The sequence below is a fragment of the Sphaerisporangium sp. NPDC049457 genome (genome assembly GCF_055586705.1).
In genome coordinates, this window is the sequence record NZ_JBVJHR010000003.1 from 81,279 (window position 1) to 106,723 (window position 25,445).

A 25,445-nucleotide genomic window follows, 5' to 3' on the forward strand; every position below is an offset into this window, starting at 1 on the left:
CGGCCGGGGCGGCGGGCACGGTGACAATGGCGGCAGGGGGGATGACATATGCAGATCGCTGTCCTTGGAATGGGCAACATGGGGCGCGCGGTGGCCGGACGGCTGGCCGCTCACGGGCATCGGCCGAGCGTCTGGAACAGGACGCCGGGCAAGGCCGCGGAGGTGGTCGCGGCCGGGGCGGTGGAGGCGTCCTCCCCTGCGGAGGCCGCGCGGGACGCCGACGCGGTGATCATGTCGCTCGCCGACGACCAGGCCGCCCTCGACGTCATGGCGCGGCTCGCCGAACATTCGCCCGCGCAGGACGGGGCGGTCGTGGTGGACCTGAGCACCGTCTCACCGCAGACCTCGCGCCGGCTCGCGGACATGGCCCCCGGTCACCGGTTCGTGGCCGCGCCGGTCATCGGCGCGCCGAGGACCGTCATGGAAGGCATGGCCGCGGGCCTGCTGGGCGGTGACCGCCGCCTGGTCGACCGGCTCGAAGGTCTCTGGAGGAGCCTGTTCCACGTCCACTGGTACTGCGGCGAGGACCCCGGCGGCGCCGCGACCTTCAAACTGCTCAACAACTACCTGCTGATGGCCGAGATCGCCCTGGTCGCCGAGGTGGTCGCGACGGCGGAGGCCACCGGGCTGGACACCAAGCTGCTGCGCGAGGTGCTGGACCAGTGGCCGACCGTGCCGATCGGCGTCCGCAACCGGCTCGACGACATCATCGGCGGCGACCACCAGGGCTGGTTCTCCACCCGGCTCGGCGCCAAGGACGTGCGGCACCTGGTCGAGGCGGCGGAGTCGCACGGGCTGTCGCTGCCCATCGCGCGCCTGGTCGGCCGCCGGTACGAGGAGGCCGGCGAGCGCTGCGGCGACCGCGCCGACATCGCCGCCGTCGTCGAGGTGCTGCGCGCCGAGCGCCGCACCGGCGGCTCAGCCCCGGGTCAGGCCTGACATGGGCGGCCACGCAGGGCCGGTGCGCGGGCGAGGCGGTGCCCGGCCGTGACCGCAGACAGGAACGCGAACGGGACCGCGAAGAGAAGCACGAACGGCGCGCGGCCGACCGTCGCGCTGGTGACCGGCGCCAACCAGGGCATCGGCCGCGAGATCGCCGCACAGCTGGCCGGGCTCGGCATGACCGTCCTGCTCGGCGCCCGCGACCCGCAGCGGGGCGAGGAGGCCGCCGACGCGCTGCGGTCGGCGACGGGAGCGGACGTGCGCGCGCTCACGCTGGACGTGACCGACCGCGCGTCGATCGAGGCCGCCGCCAAGTACGCCGCCGAGCAGTTCGGCGTGCTCGACGTCCTGGTCAACAACGCCGGCATCCTGGGCGACCTGCCGGGACAGGACCCGTGCGACGCCGACCTGGACGCCATCAGAGAGGTCTTCGAGACCAACGTGTTCGGCCTGATCGCCGTGACCTCCGCCATGATCCCGCTGCTGACGCGATCGCCTGCGGGACGGGTCGTGAACCTCACCAGCGGCCTCGGCTCGCTGGCGCTGATGAGCGACCCGGCCGGACCGTTCGCCCGCAGGCCGCCCTCGGCGGCGTACGTGCCGTCGAAGACGGCGGTCAACGCGCTGACCGTCCAGTACGCCAACGCGCTGCGCGCGCACGGGGTGCTGGTCAACGCCGCCGACCCCGGCCCGTGCGCGACGGCCTTCTCACCCGCCGTGTCCGGCCTGGCGCGCACCGCGGCCGACGGGGCCGCGGTGGCCGTGCGACTGGCCACGCTGGGTCCGGACGGCCCCACCGGAGGCTGTTTCGGGGCGGACGGCCCGATCCCCTGGTGAACACCGTCGCCGGCCCCCGCCTCGGCGGCGGCCGGTGACGGCCTGGGGCCGGCCGCCGCCGGCCGCCGCACACCGTGGCCGGTGACGCGGCGGGTCGCCGACGCGAAGAAGGCGACGGCGGAGATCACGGCGGCCGTCAGAACGCTCGTCGGCTGAAGGCCACGGCCCAGCGGCCCAGGACCCGGCGGCCCAGGACCGGCGGCCCGCCAGTGAAATGATCATGGCGCGGACGGCACGTGAGCCGCCCGCGCCACTTGGTCAGCGGTCACACCGGCTGGACCGGCTTGACCGACTCAACCGGCTTGACCGGCTTGACCGGCTTGACCGGCTTGACCGGCTTGACCGGCTTGACCGGCTTGACCGGCTTGATTGCCTTGGCGGGCTCGACCGGTTTGGCCGACTCAACCGGCTTGGCCGGCTCGATGTCGCCGCGCTCCAGAAGAGGCGCGGCCTGGTCCTGTGGGCCTGACGCGGTCTCCTCCACGCGCTCGGTCTCGACGGACCACTCCGCCGCCAGCGCGGCCAGGGCCCCTACGGCGGTGACGACGGGGGCGGCGATGAACGCCACCACGCCGACGGTGACCGGGACCTCCATGACGACGTGCCCGCGGGAGTTCTTGATCTTGATCCGCTGGACGTTGCCCTCGTGGATGAATTCCTTGATCTTGACCGCCAGTTCGCCGCCGCGGACGCGTACCTCTTGCCTCGTGACCGTCATCTCGATGGCTCCTTCTGTGGTGTTCATGCGCTTACCAGCATGCCGAGCGGCACGCCCCCGCACCGGGGACCAAGGTCCCTGAGCGGGCGGCGGGAGGCCCCTTTCTCGGCCGCCCCGCGGCGACGACCATGGGCGGCAGGCCCCGGCCGGGACTCACGCGGCAAGGGGCGCGGGGCGCCGGCGGTGTCCGGCGCGTCAGGAGGGCGGTGGGCGGGAATGGCGGCCGACGTACTGGTCTGCAAGGGCCTGCACAAGAGATACGGCGACGTGGTGGCCGTCGACGACGTCGGGTTCCGCATCGCCGAGGGCGAGACGTACGGCCTGCTGGGCCCGAACGGCGCGGGCAAGACGACGACGATCTCGATGATCGTCGGGATCCTGGAGCGCGACGCCGGCGAGGTGCTCCTCTGCGGCCGCGACCACACGGTGAACGACGTGGCCGGCAAGGCGCTGGTCGGCTACGTCCCCCAGGAACTGGCCCTGTACCCCGACCTCACCGGCCGGGAGAACCTGCGCTTCTTCGCCTCCCTGCACGGCCTGCCGCGCGGCGCGGCCAAGACCAGGGTCGCCGAGGTGCTGGAGGTGGTCGGTCTGGCCGACCGGGCGAAGGACCTGGTCAAGGAGTACTCCGGCGGGATGAAGCGGCGCCTCAACATCGGACTCGGCCTGCTGCACCGGCCCCGGCTGCTGGTGCTGGACGAGCCGACGGCGGGCGTGGACCCGCAGAGCCGCAACGCCATCCTGGAGAGCGTCGAGCGCCTCGCCGGTCAGGGCATCGGCGTGCTGTACACCACGCACTACATGGAGGAGGCCGAGCGGCTCTGCGACCGGGTGGGCATCATCGACCTCGGCCGCCTCCAGGCCGAGGGCACCCCGCACGAGCTGGTCGGCATGGTCGGCGAGCACGACCGGATCACGTTCACCGCCGACGGCGACCCGGCCGAGGTGGTGCGCGCCCTGGAACGCCTGCCCGCCGTGCGCCAGGCGGGGACGCGGGACGGCGTGATCGACCTGCTTGTCGACGACGCTCCCGCCGTGCTGCCGCGCCTGGTGGAGGCGGCCTCCCGCGCCGGCACGGCGGTGCGTTCCGTGGAGGTGCGCCGGCCGAACCTGGAGTCGGTGTTCCTCCACCTCACCGGCAAGGCACTGAGGGACTGAGCATGTCCGCCGTACTGAGCATCATCGCAAAGGACCTGCGCCAGCGCCTGCGGGACAGGTCCCTGCCGCTGTTCGCCGTCATCGTGCCGCTCGGCCTCGCCGCGATCTTCAGTCTGGTCTTCTCCGGTGTGAGCGAGGACGAGATCGCGCGTTACGCCGTCGCGAACCTGGACACGGGAAACGTCGCCGCCGCCTTCGTGGACGGGCTGCGGCCGCTGGAGCGGGAAGGCGTGATCCGGACCACGAGCGCCCCCTCGGAAAGCGAGGCCGCCGCGCTGGCCGAACGCGGCGAGGTCGCGGCGGCCTTCGTGATCCCGCCCGGCCTCTCCGCCGCCGTCCGGGCCGGCCGCCCGGCCGAGATCAAGGTGATCGCCGGCGCGGACGCGCAGATCGGGGCGCAGGTGGCCAGGTCCATCGCCGAGTCGTTCTCCGCTGAGCTGCACTCGGTCAGCCTGGCGGTCGCGGTGACCCTGCGCGGCGCGCCCGCCGACCCCGAGCAGGCCGCCCGCCTCGCCGGCCGGGTGACCGAGGTGCCGACTCCGGTGACCGTGCGGGACGTCGGCGCCACCCGCCGGGAGCTGTCCCTGCGCACGTACTTCGCCGCCGGCATGGCCGTCTTCTTCCTGTTCTTCACCGTGCAGTTCGGCGTCGCCGGCCTGCTGCAGGAGCGCCGTGACGGCACGCTGGCCCGGCTGCTGGCCGCGCCCATCCCGCGCCGATCCATCCTGTGGGGCAAGCTGGCGGGCAGCGTCGTCGTCGGGCTGGTCAGCATGGCCGTGCTCGTCGTCGCCACCAGCCTGCTGCTGGGCGCCCGGTGGGGCGACCCGCTCGGCGTCGCCGCGCTGGTGGTCGCGGGCGTCCTGGCCGCGACCGGGGTGATGGGCGTGGTGGCCACCTTCGCCCGCACGGCCGAGCAGGCCGGCAACTGGCAGGCCATCAGCGCCATCGTGCTGGGCATGCTCGGCGGGGTCTTCGTCCCTCTTCCGCAGACGAACGGCGTGCTCGTCTGGCTTGGTCACGCCACACCGCACCGGTGGTTCCTGCAGGGCCTCGCCGACCTGTCCGCCGGCGGATCGATCAGCGTCGTCTGGGCGCCGGTGGCGGCGATGCTCGGCTTCGCCGCCGTCACCACCGGCCTTGCGGCACTGCGCATGGGAAGGATGCTCCGCCCGTGAAAGCCATGCTCATCGCAGGGGTCGCGCTCCGGCGTCTGGCGCGCGACCGGTCCAACGTCTTCTTCATGCTGATCTTCCCTTTGGCGCTGATCCTGGTGCTGGGCATGGCCTTCGGCGGCGCCTCCACCCCGCGGCTCGGCCTGCTCGACCAGGACGGCGGCCCGCTGGCCGCCCGCCTGGTGAACGCGCTGCGTCACACGCCCGGCGTCGCCGTCGTCGCGGCCGGCGAGGAGGGAGAGTTGCGGACGGCGGTGGAGCGCGGCAGCATGCAGGCCGGGCTGGTCATCCCCTCCGGTTACGGCGCGGCGGTCGGGTCGGGCGGCCAGGCGGCGCTGCGGTACCTCGCCCGGCCCGACCAACTCGCCCAGCAGCTCGGCGTCACCGTGCAGGCCGTGGTGACACGAGAGGCGGGAACGCTACGCGCCGCCCGGTTCGCCGCCGCGCAGGCGACCGGCTCGTTCGGCGAGGCGCTGACGGCGGCCGACACCATCGGCCCGCTGGTGCCCGCCCTGCGGGTGACGGTCCGCACCACCGGCACGGCGCTGTTCCCGGCGACCCTCGGCACCTTCGACGTGGGAGCCGCGTCGCAGCTGCTGCTGTTCGTGTTCCTGACCTCGCTGACCGGCGCCGTGGCGCTCATCGAGGCCCGCCGGCTCGGCGTCTCGCGGCGCATGACCGCCACCCCGACCTCGGTGCGGACGATCATGCTGGGCGAGGCCGCCGGCCGTATCGTCATCGCGCTGCTGCAAGGGTTGATCATCATGGTCGGCTCGGCGCTGCTGTTCGACGTGAACTGGGGCGACCCGCTGGGGGCGGGCGCGCTGCTCGCGGCCTTCGCCCTCGCAGGCAGCGGCGCGGCGATGCTGATGGGCGCGGTGCTGCGCAGCGAGCAGCAGGCCGGCGGCATGGGGATGCTCATCGGTATCGGGCTCGGCGCCCTGGGCGGCTCGATGATCCCCATCGAGCTCTTCTCCGACACGATGCGCGCCGTCGCCCATCTGACGCCGCACGCTTGGGCGGCCGACGGGTTCGCCGAGCTGATCCGGCGGGGTGGCGGCGTCGGCGACGTCCTGCCGCAGTTGGGCGTGCTGCTCGCCTATGCCGCCGCCCTGTTCCTGGCCGGCGCGTGGCGGTTCCGCAAGGCGCTGACCACCTGACCGGGCCGGTCCGTCGACGGCCCGCGCTCGGGTCGATCTGTCAGGCTGGACGCCGCCGAGGTGATCGCCGCTGGTGGCCGTATGACCATCCGAGGAGCAGATCAACAAAGGCGGCGTATTTCCGTCATGGTCGGTGCGGCGGCAATGCACGCGGTGCGATGGCACAGGGGCGCGGGCGAATGAGATGTATCGCGCCGGCTGAAACTTTCAACTCTGCCGCGTAATGTTTTGTTAACAGCATTTGTCAGGTAATATCTCCCCAGCAATGGGAGCGCTCCCACCTAGCCGGAATCCCCCACCGGAAGACGGAGATCGCAACGATGCAACGTCCCCGAACGGCCCTGCGGCCCCGCTGGATCATCCGCACCGTCGCCCTGATGGTCACCGCCATGCTGGCCCTGGTGCCCTGGTTCGACACCGCCTCCGCCCATGGTTCGGTCATCGACCCCGCGTCCCGTGTCTACGGGTGCTACCAGCGTTGGGGCAACGACCACCTGAACCCGAACATGCAGCAGCAGGACCCGATGTGCTGGCAGGCCTGGCAGGCCAACCCGAACGCCATGTGGAACTGGAACGGGCTCTACCGCAACGGCGTCGGCGGCAACCACCAGGGCGCGGTGCCCAACGGGCAGCTGTGCAGCGGCGGCCACGCCGAGGGCGGCCGCTACAACGCCATGGACGCCGTGGGCAACTGGAAGGCGACCAACATCTCCAACAACTTCACCATCAAGTTGTACGACCAGGCCAGCCACGGCGCGGACTACTTCAAGGTCTACATCACCCGGCAGGGCTTCAACCCCATCACCCAGCAGCTGACCTGGAACGACCTGCAGCTGGTCACCACCACCGGCAGGTACGGCCAGAGCCAGAACTACTCGATCAGCGTCAACACCTCCGGCCACTCCGGGCGCGCGATCGTCTACACCATCTGGCAGGCCTCGCACATGGACCAGGCGTACTACATCTGCAGCGACGTGAACTTCACCTGACCGGTTGAGTCGCCGCGCGCCCGAACCACCCGTCACAACGCGGCACCGCACAAGCCGCTCCGCCGGATGCCGCCGCATCCGGCGGAGCTTTTTTTCCAGCCCGTACACTCCCGGGCCACATGCCCGGTCGCGGCCACCCCCCGTGACATCGCCGGACGGTCGCGCGACCGTCCCGCGGACGGGCGGTCGCCCGCCCGTGGCCTTCGCGCGTTAGGATTTCCCAGCACCCCCGTGCCTGGCGCGACACCATGCTCCCCGTGAAAGCGGCCGGCGACCTTACCCCTGTGCGCACCCGCGAACGCCGTCCGGCACCAGCCGCGTCGTCCGCAGCGGCGTTCTCCCAGGGGAAGTGTGCGAGCGGTGCCTCAGACAGCGGCTTTCGGAGAATGGGCGTCATCGTTGGTAAGGTCACTGGGGAAACGCTCTCATTCCTGGAGTTCCGTCACGCTTGATCGCGGGGCTTTCTGCTGTACGGACGGAGCGCGTGCTGGGGAGGGTGGCTGATGGCTGGGGACGGCGGTGAGCGCCTGGGCTCGCCCTCCGCGGTGCCGTCGGCCATTGGCGCGGGCAAAGGGGTCGCTGAGATCGACGCCGGCCCCGTCGCGCTGATCCAGGCCGTACTGGACGGCGTTCCGGCGCAGGCCGCCTGGTACGCGCCGGTCCGCGACGCGGACGGGGTGATCGTCGACTTCGAGATACACGCCGCGAGTCCCGACGCGAAGGACGTGTACGGGCGCACCGGCAAAGAGCTCGTCGGGCTGCGGACGCTGGCGTCCTACCCGTCGGTCGCCGACGGCCCCCTGTGGGAGAGCTACCTGCGGGCGATGGAGACCGGCGGCCCCGAAGAGATCGCCCGCTACGTGCACGTGGACACCATCGAAGGCGTCCCGCACCGCTCCACCTTCACCGTCAGGGCGACGGGCGTCGCCGGAGGGCTGCTCGCCTCGTGGCAGCGCGACGACGAAGAGCAGCGGGTCTTCGCCCGGCTGGCCCACACCGAGCGCCTGGGAGACCTCGGGTGGGGCTACTGGAACCTGGCCACCGGCGAGATCGAGTGGTCCCACCACATGTACGCCATCCACGGCCGCGACCCCGGCGACGGCCCCATCGCCCTGCGGGGCTACGCGACCATCACCCATCCCGAAGACCAGCCGATCCTGCACCACGCGCTCGCCACCATCGCCAACACCGAAGGCGCCCACGAGTTCGAGATCCGGGTGTACGTGCGGGACGCACTGCGCCACCTGCGCATGGTGGCCGAGGCGGGCAGGGACGCCTCGGGCCAGGCCGTCGAGGTGCACGGCGTGGTGCAGGACGTCACCGACTGGCGGCACGCCAACGACCAGCTCGCCCTGACCCGGCGGCGGCTGGAGGAGGAACTGCGGCTCACCGCCGAACTCCAGCACATCATCATGCCGGTGCAAGAGAGCCTCATCCACCTGCCGGGCCTTCGGGTGGGCGTGCGGTACGACGCCGCCCAGACGGCCCTGCTGGGCGGCGACTGGTACCAGGCGATGCCGCTGAGCCGGGACCACGCGCTGCTGGCCGTCGGCGACGTCGCCGGAAGCGGGCTGCCCGCCGCGTCGGCCATGGCGAAGCTGCGGCACGCGATCACCGGCCTGGCCTTCGCCGACCACGACCCCGACCGCATCCTCGCGGCCCTCAACCGCCTGCTGCGGGCCGTGCGCCCCGACGTGCTGGCCACCGCCGTGGTCGCCCGGTACGACCGGCAGGAGCGCACACTGGCCTTCACCCACGCCGGTCACCCGCCGATGCTGCTGGTGCGCGGGAACACCGTGCAGCGGGTGCTGCACCCCGGAGTGCTCCTCGGGGTGTTCGACGACGCGAGCTATACTCACGCCAACGTTCGGCTGGAGCCCGACGACCTCTTGGTGATGTACACCGACGGCCTGATCGAGCAGCCCGGCCGTGATCTGTACGAGGGGTTGGACATCTTGGCGGCGACCATCGCCGGGGTGGTGGGCGCGTCACCCGCCGACAGGCTCTCCGCGGTCATGGAGGCCCTGCTTCCCAGCAACACCAGCGACGACACCTGCATTCTCGTCGCACACGTGACGCCGAACACGCAGGAGAGCGCCTGATGTCTGATCTGCACGTCTCCACCGACGCCGCCCGGTTCGCCGCCGAACGCCGCGGCGCCATCGGGCTGGTGACGCTCAAGGGCACTCTCGACTACGCCGTCCGGCAGACCTTCGAGGACTTCCTCGACCGGGCGTTCACCCAGTGCGGTCCCAACCTGGTCATCGACCTTCTCGACCTCGACCTGCTCGACTCGCGGTCCACCGGGATGCTCGTCAACTGCTGGAAGCGGTCCATAGACGCGGGCGGGTGGCTCGGCCTGGCCGCCGTCCAGCGCAGCGCCGCCCGCGTCCTGTGGATCACCGGCCTGGCCTCCCGCATCCCCGTCTACCCCACCGTGGAAGAAGCCGTCGCCGCCGCCCCCGTGCCGGGTGACTAGACCCGCGCCTCACCCGCGTTCGGCGGCGTCCAGGGCGGTGGCCTCCTCCAAGGTGGGGGCGGTGCCGCCGAGGTGGGCGGGCTGCCACCAGGCGCCGGTGCCGGCCGCGGCGTCGGGGTAGGTGCGCTGGACGTGGTCCAGCCGCTCCGCCATCACGGCGCGCAGGCCGGCCGTCGTCGCCTCGAAGTCCTCGCCGGGCTTGGGGTACAGCGGCTCGCCGATGTCGATCGTGATCGGGATGTGCCGCTGCGTGAGCCGCCTGGGCCTGCCCTTGGTCCACAGGCGCTGGGTCCCCCACACCGTGACGGGGATCAGCGGCACCTCCGCCCTGGCCGCCATGCGCACGGCGCCGTTCTTGATGTCCTTGACGGTGAAGGAACGGCTGATGGTGGCCTCGGCGAACACACCGATGACCTCCCCTGACCGCAGGTTGTTCAGCGCCGCCCGGTAGGCCCCGGCGCCCGCCGACCGGTCCACCGGGATGTGGCGCATCGCGCGCATCAGCGGCCCGGACACCCGGTTGGTGAAGACCTCGTTCTTGGCCATGAAGCGGACGAACCGCCGGGAGGGCAACGCTCCGTAGCCGACGAAGATGAAGTCGAGGTAGCTGACGTGGTTGCTGACCAGCACCGCTCCCCCGCTCGTGGGCACCCGCTCGGCGCCTCTCACCTCGATCTTCAGGTCGAGCGCCTTGAACAATCCTCGCGCGGTAGCGATCACCAGGGGGTACACGATCTCAGCCATGCCTGCACCGTAGCCTACGGAGAGATGACAGGCCTGGTCGGCGGGTCGCCGGCGGTCCGCCGGGAGACCCTGATCGGGAGGGCGCCGGGGGCATCGGGGGGGCTCGTCAGTGGCCGCGGAACGCCTCCTCCAGCCACCAGGACCCGCGGTCGGCGGTGACCTTGGCGTGCACGAGCAGCGGCCGGTCGCGCGGGCCGGCCAGCAGGCGCGACACCTCCGCGAGGTCGGCGCGTTCTCGCACGGTCACCGCGGCGCAGCCGTACCCACGGGCGATGGCGGCGAAGTCGCACGGCGGGAACCGCACCTGGTCCAGAGCGTGGCCATCGGGGCCGAAATGGTGCACCTCGGCCCCGTACGCCTCGTCGTCGTACACCACGATCACCATGGGCAGGCCGAGCCGGACGACGGTCTCCAGCTCGGCGACGCCCATCAGCGCCCCGCCGTCGCCGAGCGCCGCGACGGGCAGCAGGTCGGGACGGGCCAGCGCGGCGCCCACGGCGGTGGCCAGGCCCAGCCCGACCGACTGGAACGCCTGGGTGAAGCAGAAGGCGTTCTCGTCCGGCACCGACAGGTACATCGACGGGTAGCCCATGAAGTTGCCGGAGTCGACGGCGACGACGCGTGCGGCGGGGAGCAGGTCGTCCAGGGCGATGGACAGGGTGCGCGGGTCGACGCGGCCGTCGCCCGAGCCGTCGGTGTAGGGCACGTCCCGCCAGGCGACCTCGCGGCCGATGCGCGCCGCCAGAGCCGCGGTGCGCCACCCCCGGCCGCGTGGGCCGAGGGCTTCGGTCACCGCCCGCGCGGTGGCCGCGACGTCGCCGGTGACGCCGAGGCCGACGGGGCGGTGCGCGCCGAGGGCCGCGGGGTCGCGGTCGACCTGGACGACCGTGGCGGACGGCCCGATCAGCGCGCCGTGCCGCGTGGTCCACATGTTCAGCGAGCAGCCCCAGCCGACGACCACGTCGGAGTCGCGGATCAGCTCGGCGGCCGCCGGGGAGGCGAACCCGCCGCTGACGTCGAGGTTCCACGGGCTTCCCGTGAACAGGCCCCGGGCGACGGCCGAGGTGGCGAGGAGCGCGCCCGTCCGGTCGGCCAGCGCCTCCAGCTCACGCCGCGCGCGGCGCGCTCCCCGTCCGGCGACGAAGACCGGGCGGCGCGCCCCGGCGAGCACCTTGGCCAGCTCGGCGACCGCCTCTGCGGACGGCCGCACAACGCCCTCCTCCGCCTTGGGGAGGGACCGCGGGCGGCCCTCCTCCGTCGCGTCCGCCCTCGCGCCGGCCGGAATGGTGAAGCCGTCCTCGACGTGCTGGTTCTGCACCCCGAGCGGGAGGTTGAGCAGGACGGTCCCGCGCCCGCCCGCCGCGAGGCGGTAGGCCCGCACGGTGTCGGCGACGGCGGTGGCGGCCGACTCGACCCGCAGGGAGACCGCCCCGACCGCGACGGCCAGCGCGCTCTGGTCGATGTGGAAGTTGGAGCGCGGCTCGACCGCCTCGGCGGCCAGGACGAGCAGCGGCGTGCCGCTCTTGGCCGCCTCGGTGATGCCGGTCATGGCGTTGGTCAGCCCGGGCCCCTGGTGCACGCTGAGGACGCCGACGGTGCCGCTCATGCGGGCGTACGCGTCGGCCATGGTGGCCGCGCCGCCCTCGTGCCGGGCGGCGACGAACCGTACGCCGTTGTCCACCAGGGCGTTGACGAGGTGGAAGTTGCCGCTGCCGACCAGCCCGAAGGCGGTGCCGACGCCGAGCTCGGCCAGCGCGCGGCCGACGGCGTGCGCGACGATCATCGTTCGACGAGCGCCAGGACGCGGACCGGGCTGCCCGAGCCGCCCACGATGGGCAGCGGCGGGGCCAGGACCACCGCTCCGGTGACCGGCAGCCGGTCGAGGTTGCGCAGCTGGGTCAGGCCGTACTTCCCGGCGCCGAGCAGGAAGGAGTGGCAGGGGAAGGCGGGGTCGAAGGAGTGCGCGGCGCCGGCGTCCGTGCCGACCGTCTCCACGCCGATGCCGCGGATCGGGGTGTCCTCGGCCAGCCACCGCGCGCACTCCACCGAGATGCCGGGAGTGTGCGGGCCGGTCTCGTCGGCGTTGAGGAAGCCGGCCTGGTCGCCGGCGCGGGCGTCCCAGCCGGTGCGGTAGAGGAGCCAGCCGCCGTCCGGCAGCGGCCCGTTGGCCTTCTCCCACGCCTGGACGTGCTCGATCTGCAGCAGGAAGTCGGGATCGCCGGCGGCGTGCGCGGTGAAGTCGAGCACCGCTGCGGGGCCGATCAGCTTCGCGGGCGGCACCTGGGAGACGTCCTCGCCGTCGCGCCCGGTGACCCAGTGGACGGGCGCGTCGAAGTGGGTTCCGACATGTTCGCCCGTGACGATGTCGTTCCAGTACCAGGCGGGGCCGCGGTCGTCGTACCGGCTGATCTCGGTGAGCCGGAAGGGCACGGTGTTGCCGAACGGCTCGGGGAGTTGAAGGATCGGCGTCTCTGAGCTCAGCGGGGCGGTGAGGTCGACCACCTCGATCGCGCCGTTCCTGATCGCCTCGACGAGACTGCTCAACACCGACATATTTGCCTCCCGCTCGTGACCGTAGGAACCGATACTCCTCCCTCGGGCCGCCTTTCGTCATCAGCCGCGAACCGGTTGGCGCTCCATCCGCTTGTCAGGCGGCGCCGGGGCTCCCGGGAGCGGCGCGCCGGGGTCGCCGCGCTTGCCCTGAGTCGCGAACGGGGAGAGATTGGCCGGGAGACCACCAACACAAGGCGAGGTCCGGGTCATGAAGAAGCTCATCAACGCCGCCGACTCCGTCGTGACCGACGCGCTGTCCGGAATGACCGAGGCCCACCCCGACCTGCGGGTCGACCTGGCGCACAAGATCGTGTACCGCCGGTCGGCGCCGACGCCGGGCAAGGTGGGGCTGGTCTCCGGCGGCGGCTCCGGCCACGAGCCGCTGCACGCCGGTTTCGTCGGTCACGGCATGCTGGACGCCGCCTGTCCGGGCGAGATCTTCACCTCACCCGTCCCCGACCAGATCATCGAGGCGTCGCACTGCGTGGACGGCGGCGCGGGGGTGCTGCACGTCGTCAAGAACTACACCGGCGACGTGATGAACTTCCAGATGGCCGCGGAGCTGTGCGCCGAGGAGGGCGTCGAGGTGGGCACCGTCCTGGTCAACGACGACGTGGCCGTCAAGGACTCCCTCTACACCGCCGGACGCCGCGGCACGGGCGCCACCGTCTTCGTCGAGAAGATCGCCGGAGCGCTCGCCGAGACGGGCGCCTCGCTGGGCGAGGTGGCGCGGGTGGGCGGGCAGGTCAACGCGCGCAGCAGGTCGTTCGGCGTGGCGCTGTCGTCGTGCACCGTCCCGGCGGCCGGCAAACCGACCTTCGACCTGAGCGACACCGAGGTCGAGCTGGGCATCGGCATCCACGGCGAACCGGGCAGAACCCGCGCGCCCGCCGCCCCGGCGCGCGAGCTCACCCGCGTCGCCATGGACGCCGTCAACGACGACCTGCCGCTGTCGGGCGAGGTCCTGGTGATGGTCAACGGCATGGGCGGCACCCCGCTCATCGAGCTGTACGTGGTGTTCGCCGAGGTCGCCGCCTACCTGCGCGAGAAGGGCGCCGCCCCGGCGCGCAGCCTGGTGGGGAACTACGTCACCAGCCTCGACATGCAGGGCTTCTCGGTGACCGTCTGCCTGCTGAACGACGAGCTGACCGCCCTGTGGGACGCCCCCGTGCAGACCGCCGCCCTCCGCTGGGGCCGATGAGCGTCCCCGCCACCGACGATCCCGCGGCCGCCGCGCCGCCGTCAGGAGCCGCAGCCTCATGAACGCCCAGTTCTTCATCGCCTGGATCGAGGAGACGGCGCGGACCGTCGCCGCGCACCGGGACCACCTGACGCGGCTCGACGCCGCGATCGGCGACGCCGACCACGGGACCAACCTCGACCGCGGCTTCACCGCCGTGCGCGAGGCCCTGTCCGCCGCGTCCCCCGACACCCCCGGAGCGGTCCTCGCCCTCACCGGCACGGCGCTCATCCGCAAGGTGGGCGGCGCGTCGGGCCCCCTCTACGGCACCGCCTTCCGCCGCATGGGAACCACCCTCACCACCACCGAAGACGACAAGGCCGCCTCCGCGCCGAACGACGAGGCGACGGTGACGCTCGACGCGCTGGCCGCCGCGCTGGAGGCGGCGCTGGACGGGGTGCGCGAACTCGGCGGCGCGGCCGAGGGCGACAAGACCATGGTCGACGCCCTGGCGCCCGCGGCCCGCGCCCTGGCCGGCGCCGCGCGCGGCGGCCGCAAGCCCGCGGAGGCGTTCGACGCCGCCCTCGCCGCGGCCCAGGAGGGTGCGCGGGCGACCGTCCCGCTCCAGGCACGCAAGGGACGCGCCAGTTACCTGGGCGAGCGCAGCATCGGCCACGAGGACCCGGGCGCCGCCTCCACCGTCCTGCTGTTCACCGCCCTGCGAGCGGTCGCCGGCGGATGACCGATGACCAGCCCGGCAGGCAGGTCGGCATCGTCCTGGTCTCGCACAGCGACGCCCTGGCCAGGGAGACCGCCGCCCTGGCGCGGCTGATCGCCGGCCCGCGCGTGCGGATCGCCCCCGCCGGAGGCAGCGACGACGGCGGCTGCGACACCAGCGCCGACAAGATCGCCGCGGCGATCGAGCAGGTCGACCAGGGCATCGGCGTGGTCATGATCCCCGACCTGGGCAGTTCGGTGCTGACCGCCCGCCTGTTCGAGCGGCCCGGCTCGGTGGTCATCGCCGACGTGCCGTTCGTCGAGGGGGCGATCTCCGCGGCCGTCCTGTCCGCCTCCGGCGCCCCCCTGCCGGCCGTCCTCGCCGCCGCCACCGAAGCCAGAACCCACCACAAACTCTGACCCCCGACCACCGCGCCCCTACCACGAGCGGCCCGGTGTCCGCGGCGGCGGGCTTCACGCCGTAGGGCTTCACACGGACACCTACTGTCGAAGGTCCTGTCGGAGGTCGGTCGTCGCGGGACCGGCTGGGACGGCAGGGGTTCGAGGCCAGGTCCAGGCGGAGCGCAGGATGAAGGCCAGGAGCAGCACCTCGATGGCGATGGAGAGGCCGTAGAAGGCGGCCCAGTTCCAGGACTCCCCTGCCGCGTTGAACACCGAGTAGGGGATGTAGAGCGATGCGACGACGAGGTTCGCGGCCCGGTTGACCCGGGCGGGCAGGGTCATGGAGAGCATCACCATCAGGGCCGGGATCGCCACGGACGCGAGCATCATGGTCAACAACGTCGGGCTGATGTCGATCTCAAAGACGACGCCGGCGCGGAGGTTGTCGATGATGCCGGGCTTGTAGAGGTGGAAGTAGTCGACGTAGATGTAGAGGAACATGAAGCTGGTCCATGCGGCGGCGAGCTTGGCCTGCACGGGGACCGGCGGGTTGTCGAGCAGGTTCGGGGTTCTCGTTCGGATGGTCATCGGCTCTTCTTTCGACAGGAGCGGTCCCTCCGCCGGAGTGGCGGCAGGGATGTACCGAGGCCGCGCCCACCTGGACGAGCACATCGCCTCGACCGGGCGGCGGTAGCCCGGACCTCGGACGCCTCGAGCGCTGAGGGCAGGCCGTAGCGGTGCCGGTCGGCGGCCCGCATCGTCGTCGCCCCGGCGGACTCGCCCCCGGCGCCGGGCGCACTCCGGCACTCGACCGCTGTTCGGTCCCCCCAGAAGCCGCCTCACGTCCGAGCTGCGACTCTCGCTGGTTCGTACATCGTACCTCGTACACCGTACTACGAGTAGTACGCTGTACCATGACCGTGCGCTGGACGATTGTCAAGCCGCTCGGGCGAGCGAGAGGAGACCAGACCCGTGTCTGCGAGGCAACAACGCCAGGTGGCGTCGGACGCGGCGCTGAGCAAGCAACGGGTGGTGGTCGAGGCGGTCCGGCTCGCCGACCGCGAGGGGGTCGGAGGGCTGAGCATGCGCCGGCTGGCCGGCGCGCTCGGCGCGGGCGCGATGTCGCTCTACTACTACGTGGCGAGCAAGGAGGAGCTGCTGGACGCCATGATCGACGTCGTGTTCGAGGAGATCGAACTCCCGCCCGAAGATACCGACTGGCAGTCAGCGATGCGACGTCGGGCGGCATCCGCCCGACAGGTTCTCGCACGCCACCCGTGGGCGATCGGCCTGATGGAGTCGCGGACATCGCCGGGGCCCGCGAACCTCCGCCACCGCGAAGCGGTCACCGCCTGCCTGCGAAGGGCCGGCTTCCCGGTCCTGATGGCGACGCACGCCAACTGGTTGCTCGACAGCTATGTCTACGGTTTCGCCCTGCAGGAAGCCAGCCTGCCGTTCGACACCGCCGATGAGTTCGCGGACATAACCGAGGACGTCTTCCTGCCCCGGCTTCCTCCCGACGAGTTCCCCTACCTCAACGAGTCCGCCGCGGTGCTCGCCGCCGCCGGCTACGACCCGGCGGAGGAGTTCACCTTCGGCCTCGACCTCGTCCTGGCCGCCCTCGAGTCCCTGAGAGTGCCTGCGTGAGCCTCCATCCGTGATGCCGTTATGTGATCATGTGGATTCGTCGTGTCATCGCCGGTCTGCGGGTCCGGTAGTGCCCCACCCGGCGTGTGTCAGATCCGCGAGCACGGGCCGGGCCGCCGGTGGAGGTCTACTACCGCCTCACCTCGGCGGGCGAAGGACTGCGCCCGTCCGTCGAAGAGCCGTCCAAATGGGGCGAGACTTTCCTGGACGGGTCGATCCGCGGGCGCCGAACATCGTCCGCCTAGATCGCCGCCCGTGCCGCGAGCGCCGCGGCGGGCGTACGGGGAAGCCGTGGAGCGGGTATGAGAACTATCACCTTCCGTAACGGGCGGCGATAACGAGGACTGTGCGACGCGCGCGAAACTTCCGCGTGAACCCGACGTTTCACAGAAAGCCCTGCGGCCGGGACGCCCGTGGACTTCGATCGGACACGCTTCACTCGACAAGAGTGAAGTCGCGCGGTCACCTCATGCGCCATGCCCGGCCTGAGCTGGGCGAACCTCTTTCCGCCCGTTCCCCGCGCGCCATGAATATTCATCGGCATTCGGCGTGGATATTCCATCGCCCTGCCGAGTGTACCGCGATCATCCGTCTTGACGTGAACCGGCCCCACATCTAGAGTTTCGACCGGAATAGGGCAGGGAATGGGCCTTCCTGCGTTGGGGGATTAACTGGGCGCCGGACAGTCGGCCGCGTTCTCCGGGTAGTTCGGACGCGTACTGTTTCGGCGTTCAATCATCTCATTCGACGGATACTTCCGGCCGCCACATATGAGAGTGACTCATGAACAATACTGCGGGGCTTATCGTAGGCACGTGGCCGTCGACGGCCGGCTTACGCCATGCTTGTCCAGGTGTTCGGGCCGGTGAGGGCCTGCATCGATGAGCGAACCCATCGCGATCATCGGGATCGGTTGCCGGTTCCCGGGCGTGTCCGGCCCCGAGGAGCTGTGGAGACTGCTCGAACACGGGGTGGACACGGACGGGGCGCCTCCGCCCGGCCGTTCCGTCGCGGACACCCGGCACATGTACGCCACGAGGCGCGGCCGGCGCCCGTCGAGCCTCATCGGCGGCCTCGCGCCGGATGCCCGCCGCCTGCTGCTGGCGACCGGGCGGGAAGCCCTGGATGACGCCGGCATCCCGCCGAGCCGCATCGCGGGCAGCCGCACCGCCGTCTTCGTCGGCGACTCGCACACCGGCCGCGTCCGCCGGGGGTACGGCGGGGCGCCACTGCGGCCGCCGGTCGTCACCGACCGATGCGGCATGCCGGCCGGGTGCCTGTCCTTCGCCTTCGGCCTGCGCGGGCCGGCGGTCACCCTGGACACCGCGTGCGTCTCTTCGCTCACCGCCGTCCACCTGGCGTGCCAGAGCCTGCGCACCGGCGAGACCGGCCTCGCGCTGGCCGGCGGGCTCGACCTTCGGCCGTCCGCCGAGGAGGCCGCCCCGCTCGGCGCCGCCATCGCGACCGTCCTCGGCGGGAACGACGTGTCGGCCCATGACATGTCGTTCACCCTGGACGCCGCGTACGCCCGGGACGAGGTGACCGCCCACGACGCGTTGTACGGCCAGGACGGCATGATCGCCCTGGCCGGCAAAGTGGCCCTCGACGAGATGACCGTCCTCGACGGCATGACCGCGCCGGACCTCCGCTGGGCGCACGCCGACGACCGGCGTCAGGGGAACGGCGTCGGCATCATCGTGCTCAAACCCCTCGACCGTGCCCTGGCGGACGGAGACGCGATTCGCGCGGTCGTCCTCGGCTCGGGGCCCGCGGCCGGCGGCGACGGCGCGGCGAACAAGACCGCGCCGGGGCCGGCGACCTCGGGCATGACGGGGCTGATGCGGACCGTCATGCGTCTGGAACAGGGACGGGCGCCCTCGCCGCCGGAGCTCGGCGACCCCCGCCCGCGGACGCCGCACGACCCGCCCCGCGCCGACGTGCCGGCCGCTCGGCGCCCCCTGCCGGAAGGGGCCGTCGCGGGCGTGAGCGGCAGAGGGGCGTCCTCGGGCAACGTGCACGTCGCGCTCACCCAGGCGCCGGCGGCCGGGCCCCGCCCTGTCTCGGCGCCGCGACGCCACCACCTGTTCACCATGTCCGCCCACAGCCGGGAGGCGCTGACCACGCTCGCCCACGCCTACCTGGCCCTGCTCGAACGCGATGATGTGCCGTCGATGCGCGACCTGTGCTACAGCGCGGCCGCCCGGCGCGACCACCATGCCCTGCGGTTCGCCGCCGTCGTGGACTCGGCCGGGAGTCTGAAGGCGGCGCTGGCCGCCTTCCTCGCCGGCCCGGATCCCTCCTCCCGCCCGGATCCCTCCTCCGACGCGGCGCTCGACGCGCTCGCCGCCCGGTACATGCTCGGAGAGCAGCCCGACTGGGAGGGCGCGTTCGACTCCGGAGCCGTGTTCGTCCGCCTCCCGCCCTACCCGTGGCGGACCTCCCCTCAGCGCCCGCCCGACTGAGGCCGGCGCCCGGCGGCGCGCGCCACGGCGGCCGGGACGTCGACGAGGCGCGACAGCACGAACTCGCCGAGGGCCTTGGCCTGGGCGTCGAAGCGGCTGGTCGCCGTCGCCCCCTCTCCCAGCAGGCCGTGCACCACGAAGTTCAGCGCGCGCAGGTTGGGCAGTTCCCAGCGGTCGATCGGCAGGCCGGCCGCCTCGGGGAGCAGTTCGCGCAGCAGGTCGACGGTGAGCGCGCCGCGCAGCCATGCGTAGGACTCCTCGTCGCGCGTCCACAGGCCGAGGTTGGCGTTCCCGCCCTTGTCCCCCGAGCGCGCGTCGGCCACCTCCCCCAGCGGCACCCGCACGGTCGTCCCTCCGCCGATGATCGGCGCCGCGCCGGCCGCCGGTTCCTCGGGCGGCCGGGCGGTGGGCGGCCACGGGACGCTCTCCACGGTTCCGTCCGGGAGGACCACCTGGTGGTCCACCTCGGTGACCGGGACGGTCGCCGGCCAGTACGTCCCGTAGTCACGGGCGCCCCGCGGGACGCCGGTGGCGTAGAAACCGGGGTAGCTGCCGAGCGCGAGCCCGATGACCAGGCCGGAGAACGCCCGCCCGACCGCCTTGTCGTCCGGCCCCTTGACGGCGACGCGCAGCAGGCAGGAGGCGGCGTTCTGGTCGGCGGCGTCCGGCGCGGCCGTGCCGATGCGCTGGAATACGGCCGAGCAGCCCTGGGCCAGCCCTTCGCGGACGGTGCGCTCCACGAGCGCGGCCTTCTCGTCGATGTGGCGTCCGGTGAGCACGAGCGTGATCTCGTTCTCGTAGCCGCCGAGCGCGGTGATCGCGACCTTGGTGAAGGAAGGCGGGGGCGCGCCCCGCGTCCCGCTGATCTCGACGCGGTCCGGGCCGGCCTGCCGCAGCGACACGGTGTCCAGCAGCGTGGTGACGTCCGGGTTGAGGTACCGGGTGCCCTGGATCTCGTAGACGAGCTGCGCGGTGACCGTTCCGGTGGTCACCGCTCCCCCGGTGCCCGGGTGCTTGGTGATCACGGCGCTGCCGTCGCCGGCGACCTCGGCGATCGGGAACCCGGGCCGGGTCAGTCCGGGGATCTCCAGGAACGACGAATAGTTGCCGCCGGTGGCCTGCGCGCCGCACTCGATGACGTGTCCGGCGGCGACCGCGCCGGCCAGGCGGTCCCAGTCGTCGCGGGCCCAGCCATGCCACCACGCCGCCGGGCCGACGGTGAGCGCGGCGTCGCTCACCCGGCCGCAGACGACGATGTCGGCGCCGGTCTCCAGGGCGCGGGCGATGCCCCACCCGCCGAGGTAGGCGTTCGCGGTGAGCGGCGTGAGCCCCGAGCCGGCGAGCGGGGCGCCGTGCTCGGCGTGCGCCAGCGGGTGGCCGGCGGCCTGGAGCTCGCCGAGCCGTCCCAGCAGGTCGTCCCCGGCCACGCGGGCGACCCGGGGCGTGAGGCCCGCCGCGTGCGCCTGTGCGGCGACGCGGGTGGCCAGCCCCTGCGGGTTGAGCCCGCCGGCGTTCACCACGACCTTGACGCCGCGTTCGAGTACGGCGCCCAGCACGGGGGCGATCTGGGCCGGGAAACTCGCGGCGTAGCCGGCCTCGGGGTCGCGCGCCCGCCCTTTGGCCAGCACGAGCATGGTCACCTCGGCCAGGTAGTCGCCGGTGACCACGTCGACGTCCCCGCCGGTGACCATCTCGGCGAAGGCCGCGCCCCGGTCTCCGTAGAAGCCCGAGGCGTTGGCGATCCGGACGGGGCGGCGCGCGGCGCTCATCACGCCCTCCTCATCTGTTCACGTTCACCCATCCGGGCGGATGGCCGTCGAATGCGATGATCCCCGAATGCCGGCCGTTGCTGCCGCCTTCCGCGCTGCCGACAGGTTTCCGCATGTCGATAGATTGCCGAATTTGGCATTTAGCATGCTGCATGTCAACAGTTGGGACGGCAGGGGCTTTTCCGGGCATTCAGCGGTAGAGTCCCCCAGAGTCGAGTTGCAGCGGAAAGGTCCCCCGGGTGCGAACGGTCGGCGGCGCGTCCAGCCTCACGGAGCAGGTGATCGAGGCCGTCCGCGAGGCGATCCGCTCCGGCGAGCTCCGCCCCGGCGAGCTGTACTCGGTGTACCAGCTCGCCGCGCAGCTCAACGTCTCGCGCACCCCCGTGCGGGAGGCCATGCTGCGGCTGGCCGAGGCCGGCATGGTGCGTTTCGAGCGCAGCCGGGGCTTCCGGGTGCTCCGGCATGACCCCAAGGAGATCGCCGAGGTGTTCCAGCTGCGGCTGCTGCTGGAGGTGCCGGCCGCCCGCGTCGCCGCCCGCCGCGGCGGCCCGGAGCTCATCGAGGCGATGCGCGACGAGCTGTCGCGGATGCGCGCCGCCGCGGCCGACGACGACGAGCCGCGCTTCATGCGTCACGACCGTGCCTTCCACGACCTGCTGCTGAACGCCGGCGCCAACCGCAAACTGGTCGGCATCGTCGCCAACCTGCGCGACGCCACGATGACGCTGGGGGCCTCCACCGTCGACCGCGCGCGCTCGCTGGCCGACATCGCGGCCGAGCACGAGCCCATCCTGGCCGCACTGGAGGCCGGGGACGCCGCCGCGGCGGCCGCGGCGATGCGGGCGCATGTGGCGCACACCGGCGAGCTGCTGCTCGCCCAGGTCGCGGCCGAGAACGGCGTCGCCGCCGACCCCGAGGACCTCGACCTCATCCACTCCCCCGGCATCGCCGACCCCGCCCGCGGCCCGGCCCCCGCGGGGCCCCAGGAAGCCTGACGGCCGACGGCCGGCGCCTCACCTCCGACGGCCGACCGCCTGCGCCTCACGTCGGGACGGCCGGGGTCCGGCCCCTCACGTCCGGCGGCCGGCGGAGCCGGGCCGGTCTTCTACCGGGGTGGTTCGGCGGGGAAGTCGGTGTCGCGGTATTCGCCCGCCGGACGGTCGTCCGTCGCGGCGTGCTTGTCCCGCTCGCCGTCGCGCAGCTCGACCCGCCGGATCTTGCCCGAGATGGTCTTGGGCAGCTCGCCGAACTCCAGCCGCCGCACCCGCTTGAACGGCGCGAGGCGGGCGCGGCAGTGCGCGAAGATGGCCTGCGCCGTCGCGGCCGTCGGGTCCCACCCGGCCGCCGGCACCACGTAGGCCTTGGGCACCGCCAGCCGCACCGGGTCGGGGGACGGGACGACGGCGGCCTCGGCGACGGCCTCGTGCTCGATCAGCACGCTTTCCAGCTCGAACGGCGAGATGCGGTAGTCGGAGGCCTTGAAGACGTCGTCGGTGCGGCCGATGTAGGTGATGTAGCCGTCGGCGTCCCGCGAGCCGATGTCGCCGGTGTGGTAGTAGCCGCCGGACATGGCCTCGGCGGTGAGCCCCGCGTCGCCGTGGTACCCGGTGGTGAGCCCGAGCGGGCGGTGGGCCAGGTCGAGGCAGATCTCGCCCTCCTGCGCCGCCTCACCGGTGACCGGGTCCACCAGCACGACCCGGTAGCCGGGCGCGGGACGTCCCATCGCCCCCGGCTTGAGCCGCTGCCCCGGGGTGTTGGCCACCTGGACGGTGGTCTCGGTCTGCCCGAAGCCGTCCCTGATGGTCACGCCCCACGCGGCGCGCACCTGGTCGATCACCTCGGGGTTGAGCGGCTCGCCGGCGCTCACCGCCTCGCGCGGCGGGGTGCGCAGCTCGGACAGGTCGGACTGGATGAGCATCCGCCACACGGTGGGCGGCGCGCAGAAGGCGGTGACCCCGCAGCGGTCGAGCTCGCGCAGCAGCCGCGCCGGGTCGAAGCGGGTGTAGTTGAACACGAACACGCACGCCTGGGCGTTCCACGGGGCGAAGACGTTGCTCCAGGCGTGCTTGGCCCAGCCCGGCGAGGAGATGTTCAGGTGCACGTCCCCGGGTTTCAGCCCGATCCAGTACATGGTGGACAGGTGGCCGACCGGGTAGGAGGCGTGGGTGTGCTCCACCAGCTTGGGCCGCGCCGTCGTCCCCGAGGTGAAGTACAGCAGCAGCGGGTCGGCGGCGGCCGTGGGCGCGTCCGGTTCGAACAGCGGGCCGGCGTCGTAGGCGTCGGCGTAGTCCAGCCAGCCCGGCACCGGACCGCCGACGGCCACGCGGGTGTAATCGCCGGGCACGCCGTCGAACTTGGCGGCGCCGGCCGCGCCCGCGACCACGTGCCGGGCCCCGCCCCGCTCGATGCGGTCGCGCAGGTCGGCGGCGCCGAGCAGCGGCGTCGCCGGGATCAGCACCGCGCCGAGCTTCATCGCCGCCAGGATCGTCTCCCACAGCTCCACCTGGTTGCCGAGCATGAGCACCAGGCGGTCGCCGCGGCGCACCCCCTGCCCGCGCAGCCAGACGGCCACCTGGGACGAGCGGCGGGACATCTCGGCGAAGGACAGCCTGCGCTCCGCCCCGTCCTCCTCGACGATCCACAGGGCGGGGGCGTCGTTGCCCTCGGCGATCACGTCGAACCAGTCGAGCGCCCAGTTGAACCGGGTCAGCGCGGGCCATTCGAACTTCTCGTAGGCGGTGGCGTAGTCCTCGCGATGGGCCAGCAGGAAGTCGCGGGCCGCCCGGAACACCGCCGTGCCGTCATCGGTCCGCACCATGCCGTCTCCTTCCGACGTGCCACGCCCGCGCCGGGCGTGCCTGCACAGGATGGTGGACCCGGACGGCCCCTTCGTGCCACCCCCCGGACGGAAGTGGCGGGGCGGCGCGAACGCGTTCCCGTGGCGCGCCAGGCCGCCGACCGGCCGGGTGGACGACGTTGACGTGCTGTTTCTCCGGCTCGGTTATCATCGAAGGAGAGGAAGCGATCGAACGCCTGAACGCCTTCGGCCTCGCGGCGCCACTCCTCGCGAGCGGCGCTTGGACCCGGCTCTGCGCATGGCCGACCGCTTCCTCCGTCTTTCCCGGTCTTCCGGCTTCACCCGGTTCCTCCGGCTTTCGACTGCCGCCCTCTGTCCGGTTCCTCCGGCTTTCGGCCCCCTGCTCCGGCGTCCATCCCGGCGCGGCGGTCAGCCCTTGTAGAGACGTTCGGCGTACTGGGCGCCGTAGTACCGTTCGAGCTCTTCGAGGCTCTCTTCGGACTGCTGGATGCGCTTGACGATCTGCGGGTGCGGCGGCAGCACGCCGGGGTTCCAGGCGTCGTGCCGCCACAGGGACGAGCGCATGAACGCCTTCGCGCAGTGGAAGAAGATCTGCTCGATCTCCACGACGAGGGCCAGCGCGGGCCGGTGGCCCTTGACGATCATCTGGTCGAAGAAGGGGGCGTCGCGCACCAGCCGGGCCCGGCCGTTGACGCGCAGCGTCTCGTTACGGCCCGGCACCAGGTAGATCAGGCCGACGTGCGGGTTGGACAGGATGTTCAGGAAGCCGTCGGCCCGGCGGTTGCCGGGGCGCTCGGGGATGGCGATCGTGGTGTCGTCGAGGACGACCGTGAACCCGGGCGGGTCGCCCTTGGGCGAGACGTCGCAGGCGCCGTCCGCGTCCGACGTGGCGATCAGGCAGAACGGGGACGCCGCGAGCCACTGCCTGTCGATCTCGTGCAGCGCCGTGCGCTCCTTGGTGATCGCCCGCGGCATCACCTCGCCCAGCAGCTCGCGCAGCTCGGCCGCCGAGCCGATCTCCACGAGGCCCTCGGGCGACGCCCCGGGCCCGCCGGACGCGGACGCCTCGGCGGGCGTCGCGCCGGACGCCCGTGCGATGGCCTGCTCGACCTGCTCCGCCGTGCAGGCGGATCCGGCGTCCTCGACGTACTCGGCGTTCTGCGGCACCGTGCCCCCTTGCGCTGTCCGACCGAAACCGGCTCCAGCCTAGAGCTCCGATTCTGCGGCGCTCACGGGGGTTCCGCCATACGAGACGCCGTCCGTCACCGCCCGGCCCCACCCCCGGCGGGGTCACCCGGCGACGGGGTCACCCGGCGACGGCGACGTCATGCACGGGCCGTGTCATTTCCACCGGAAATAGACGAACAGCCGGCCGTGGTTCTTGGCGTCCTTGTCGATGCGGTGATAGAGGGCCTTGATCTCCTTCTGGTCGAGGAAGCGGAGCACCTTCTTCTTGAGCTGGCCGGAACCCTTGCCCGGGATGATCTCGACCTCGGTGGCCTTCTTCTGCACCGCCTCCTGGATGACGCCGCGTAGCGCCCGGTCGATCTCGCCGCCCTTGTTGTAGATGTCATGGAGATCAAGCTTCAGCTTCACGCCCGCGATTGTACGCGACCCGTTTGGAACGGTCCCCTAACTGCGCCGATCACAGCATTTAACCGTTCCATGTCCACATTTGGTCACATATTGCCTCTGATC

At 72.4% G+C, this 25,445-nt stretch carries 24 protein-coding genes; 15 read left to right on the forward strand and 9 right to left on the reverse strand.

What is annotated here, in order from left to right; genetic code table 11:
* Positions 1 to 48: 48 nt before the first annotated feature.
* Positions 49 to 939: an NAD(P)-dependent oxidoreductase gene (locus ACZ6QO_RS06295; protein ID WP_465848217.1), complete on the forward strand. Its 891-nt coding sequence runs from the start codon at positions 49 to 51 to the stop codon at positions 937 to 939.
* 48 nt (positions 940 to 987) lie between these two features.
* Positions 988 to 1,779 (forward strand): SDR family NAD(P)-dependent oxidoreductase, encoded by a 792-nt coding sequence (locus tag ACZ6QO_RS06300; protein WP_465848219.1) that lies wholly within the window; start codon positions 988 to 990, stop codon positions 1,777 to 1,779.
* Between the two features lie 265 nt (positions 1,780 to 2,044).
* Here the strand turns inward: ACZ6QO_RS06300 and ACZ6QO_RS06305 are convergent, their stop codons facing one another.
* The gene (locus ACZ6QO_RS06305; RefSeq protein WP_465848221.1) at positions 2,045 to 2,497 is read right to left on the reverse strand and encodes a DUF4342 domain-containing protein; all 453 of its coding nucleotides are present in this window, start codon (positions 2,495 to 2,497) and stop codon (positions 2,045 to 2,047) included.
* Between the two features lie 216 nt (positions 2,498 to 2,713).
* On the opposite strand from ACZ6QO_RS06305, the gene ACZ6QO_RS06310 reads away from it, so the two are divergent.
* The 6 genes from ACZ6QO_RS06310 to ACZ6QO_RS06335 all read left to right on the forward strand — a co-directional run bounded on the left by ACZ6QO_RS06310 (position 2,714) and on the right by ACZ6QO_RS06335 (position 9,455).
* A complete protein-coding gene (locus tag ACZ6QO_RS06310; protein ID WP_465848223.1) occupies positions 2,714 to 3,655 on the forward strand; it encodes an ABC transporter ATP-binding protein in 942 nt (313 codons plus the stop codon).
* Positions 3,656 to 3,657: 2 nt separating this feature from the next.
* Positions 3,658 to 4,830 carry an ABC transporter permease gene (locus ACZ6QO_RS06315; protein WP_465848225.1) on the forward strand — a complete coding sequence of 391 codons (1,173 nt, stop codon included), beginning with the start codon at positions 3,658 to 3,660 and terminating at the stop codon, positions 4,828 to 4,830.
* 5 nt (positions 4,831 to 4,835) lie between these two features.
* Positions 4,836 to 5,987, forward strand: coding sequence for an ABC transporter permease (locus tag ACZ6QO_RS06320; RefSeq protein WP_465848650.1), 1,152 nt, complete (start codon positions 4,836 to 4,838; stop codon positions 5,985 to 5,987).
* 320 nt (positions 5,988 to 6,307) lie between these two features.
* Positions 6,308 to 6,976 (forward strand): lytic polysaccharide monooxygenase auxiliary activity family 9 protein, encoded by a 669-nt coding sequence (locus ACZ6QO_RS06325; protein ID WP_465848226.1) that lies wholly within the window; start codon positions 6,308 to 6,310, stop codon positions 6,974 to 6,976.
* Between the two features lie 503 nt (positions 6,977 to 7,479).
* Complete coding sequence (locus ACZ6QO_RS06330) at positions 7,480 to 9,078, forward strand: PP2C family protein-serine/threonine phosphatase (protein WP_465848227.1); 1,599 nt, start codon at positions 7,480 to 7,482, stop codon at positions 9,076 to 9,078.
* Positions 9,078 to 9,455, forward strand: coding sequence for an anti-sigma factor antagonist (locus tag ACZ6QO_RS06335; RefSeq protein WP_465848228.1), 378 nt, complete (start codon positions 9,078 to 9,080; stop codon positions 9,453 to 9,455). Before ACZ6QO_RS06330 ends, ACZ6QO_RS06335 begins: the two co-directional genes overlap by 1 nt.
* Positions 9,456 to 9,464: 9 nt before the next feature.
* Here the strand turns inward: ACZ6QO_RS06335 and ACZ6QO_RS06340 are convergent, their stop codons facing one another.
* The 3 genes from ACZ6QO_RS06340 to ACZ6QO_RS06350 form a co-directional block, all read right to left on the reverse strand.
* The gene (locus tag ACZ6QO_RS06340; protein ID WP_465848230.1) at positions 9,465 to 10,199 is read right to left on the reverse strand and encodes a lysophospholipid acyltransferase family protein; all 735 of its coding nucleotides are present in this window, start codon (positions 10,197 to 10,199) and stop codon (positions 9,465 to 9,467) included.
* Between the two features lie 106 nt (positions 10,200 to 10,305).
* Positions 10,306 to 11,982, reverse strand: coding sequence for a thiamine pyrophosphate-binding protein (locus ACZ6QO_RS06345; protein ID WP_465848232.1), 1,677 nt, complete (start codon positions 11,980 to 11,982; stop codon positions 10,306 to 10,308).
* Positions 11,979 to 12,752, reverse strand: coding sequence for a cyclase family protein (locus ACZ6QO_RS06350; protein ID WP_465848234.1), 774 nt, complete (start codon positions 12,750 to 12,752; stop codon positions 11,979 to 11,981). Before ACZ6QO_RS06350 ends, ACZ6QO_RS06345 begins: the two co-directional genes overlap by 4 nt.
* Positions 12,753 to 12,960: 208 nt before the next feature.
* Between ACZ6QO_RS06350 and dhaK the strand changes: the two genes are divergently transcribed.
* From dhaK to ACZ6QO_RS06365, 3 genes are read left to right on the forward strand one after another with little or no spacing between them, the layout of a single operon-like run.
* Entirely contained in the window at positions 12,961 to 13,953 is a 993-nt protein-coding gene (gene dhaK / locus ACZ6QO_RS06355; RefSeq protein WP_465848236.1) for a dihydroxyacetone kinase subunit DhaK, read from the forward strand.
* Positions 13,954 to 14,011: 58 nt separating this feature from the next.
* Positions 14,012 to 14,674 carry a dihydroxyacetone kinase subunit DhaL gene (gene dhaL, locus ACZ6QO_RS06360; RefSeq protein WP_465848238.1) on the forward strand — a complete coding sequence of 221 codons (663 nt, stop codon included), beginning with the start codon at positions 14,012 to 14,014 and terminating at the stop codon, positions 14,672 to 14,674.
* Positions 14,671 to 15,069, forward strand: coding sequence for a PTS-dependent dihydroxyacetone kinase phosphotransferase subunit DhaM (locus tag ACZ6QO_RS06365; protein WP_465848240.1), 399 nt, complete (start codon positions 14,671 to 14,673; stop codon positions 15,067 to 15,069). Before dhaL ends, ACZ6QO_RS06365 begins: the two co-directional genes overlap by 4 nt.
* Before the next feature lie 81 nt (positions 15,070 to 15,150).
* Here the strand turns inward: ACZ6QO_RS06365 and ACZ6QO_RS06370 are convergent, their stop codons facing one another.
* Positions 15,151 to 15,639 carry a DUF6326 family protein gene (locus ACZ6QO_RS06370; protein WP_465848242.1) on the reverse strand — a complete coding sequence of 163 codons (489 nt, stop codon included), beginning with the start codon at positions 15,637 to 15,639 and terminating at the stop codon, positions 15,151 to 15,153.
* A gap of 384 nt (positions 15,640 to 16,023) precedes the next feature.
* On the opposite strand from ACZ6QO_RS06370, the gene ACZ6QO_RS06375 reads away from it, so the two are divergent.
* From ACZ6QO_RS06375 to ACZ6QO_RS06385, 3 genes are all read left to right on the forward strand, one after another.
* Entirely contained in the window at positions 16,024 to 16,698 is a 675-nt protein-coding gene (locus ACZ6QO_RS06375) for a TetR/AcrR family transcriptional regulator C-terminal domain-containing protein (RefSeq protein WP_465848244.1), read from the forward strand.
* Between the two features lie 119 nt (positions 16,699 to 16,817).
* Entirely contained in the window at positions 16,818 to 16,943 is a 126-nt protein-coding gene (locus ACZ6QO_RS06380; RefSeq protein WP_465848651.1) for a hypothetical protein, read from the forward strand.
* A gap of 636 nt (positions 16,944 to 17,579) precedes the next feature.
* A complete protein-coding gene (locus ACZ6QO_RS06385; RefSeq protein WP_465848246.1) occupies positions 17,580 to 19,160 on the forward strand; it encodes a beta-ketoacyl synthase N-terminal-like domain-containing protein in 1,581 nt (526 codons plus the stop codon).
* Here ACZ6QO_RS06385 and ACZ6QO_RS06390 read toward each other — a convergent pair.
* Positions 19,142 to 20,929, reverse strand: coding sequence for an acyclic terpene utilization AtuA family protein (locus ACZ6QO_RS06390; protein WP_465848248.1), 1,788 nt, complete (start codon positions 20,927 to 20,929; stop codon positions 19,142 to 19,144). The two genes, ACZ6QO_RS06385 and ACZ6QO_RS06390, sit on opposite strands and share 19 nt — an antisense overlap.
* A gap of 239 nt (positions 20,930 to 21,168) precedes the next feature.
* On the opposite strand from ACZ6QO_RS06390, the gene ACZ6QO_RS06395 reads away from it, so the two are divergent.
* Positions 21,169 to 21,924, forward strand: a complete 756-nt coding sequence (locus tag ACZ6QO_RS06395) for a GntR family transcriptional regulator (RefSeq protein WP_465848250.1) — start codon at positions 21,169 to 21,171, stop codon at positions 21,922 to 21,924.
* A 110-nt stretch (positions 21,925 to 22,034) separates the two neighbouring features.
* Here the strand turns inward: ACZ6QO_RS06395 and ACZ6QO_RS06400 are convergent, their stop codons facing one another.
* The 3 genes from ACZ6QO_RS06400 to ACZ6QO_RS06410 all read right to left on the reverse strand — a co-directional run bounded on the left by ACZ6QO_RS06400 (position 22,035) and on the right by ACZ6QO_RS06410 (position 25,343).
* Entirely contained in the window at positions 22,035 to 23,747 is a 1,713-nt protein-coding gene (locus ACZ6QO_RS06400; RefSeq protein WP_465848252.1) for an AMP-binding protein, read from the reverse strand.
* 408 nt (positions 23,748 to 24,155) lie between these two features.
* Positions 24,156 to 24,722, reverse strand: a complete 567-nt coding sequence (locus ACZ6QO_RS06405) for a pyridoxamine 5'-phosphate oxidase family protein (protein WP_465848653.1) — start codon at positions 24,720 to 24,722, stop codon at positions 24,156 to 24,158.
* A 366-nt stretch (positions 24,723 to 25,088) separates the two neighbouring features.
* Positions 25,089 to 25,343 (reverse strand): Smr/MutS family protein, encoded by a 255-nt coding sequence (locus tag ACZ6QO_RS06410; RefSeq protein ID WP_465848254.1) that lies wholly within the window; start codon positions 25,341 to 25,343, stop codon positions 25,089 to 25,091.
* Positions 25,344 to 25,445 lie beyond the last annotated feature (102 nt).